Here is a 297-nt window from a genome sequence, read left to right as displayed (position 1 = left end):
ATTCGCCATTGTCGCTCCACAGAATGTTTATGTCGACGAAGGCCTTATCCAGTAGCGGCACCAGGCGGATAACCCAACAGTGAAGTGTGGAATGGTCAACGACAATACTGCGCTCTGCCATCATCTCTTCGAGATTGCGCAGGCTCAGGCATAAGCCAGATACCAGCGAAACATTGCACGATCATATCGACGGGATAATGCAGGCGTTTAAAGGCATTCCGGACCAGAGACATGAATAGGCAACATTACAAAAAACAGTATATTAATATTACCTTCTTGCACCTTAATGTGACACAA

1 pseudogene is annotated in these 297 nt (G+C 46.1%); it reads right to left on the bottom strand.

What is annotated here, in order from left to right:
* Positions 1–233 (bottom strand): annotated as a pseudogene (locus YALDO0001_RS20565) (IS6 family transposase); the annotation flags it as partial.
* Positions 234–297: the final 64 nt, after the last annotated feature.

Source organism: Yersinia aldovae ATCC 35236 (assembly GCF_000173735.1).
Classification (GTDB): domain Bacteria; phylum Pseudomonadota; class Gammaproteobacteria; order Enterobacterales; family Enterobacteriaceae; genus Yersinia; species Yersinia aldovae.
The sequence above is the reverse complement of the archived record's forward strand: the minus strand, read 5'-3'. Positions and strand labels throughout refer to the sequence as shown.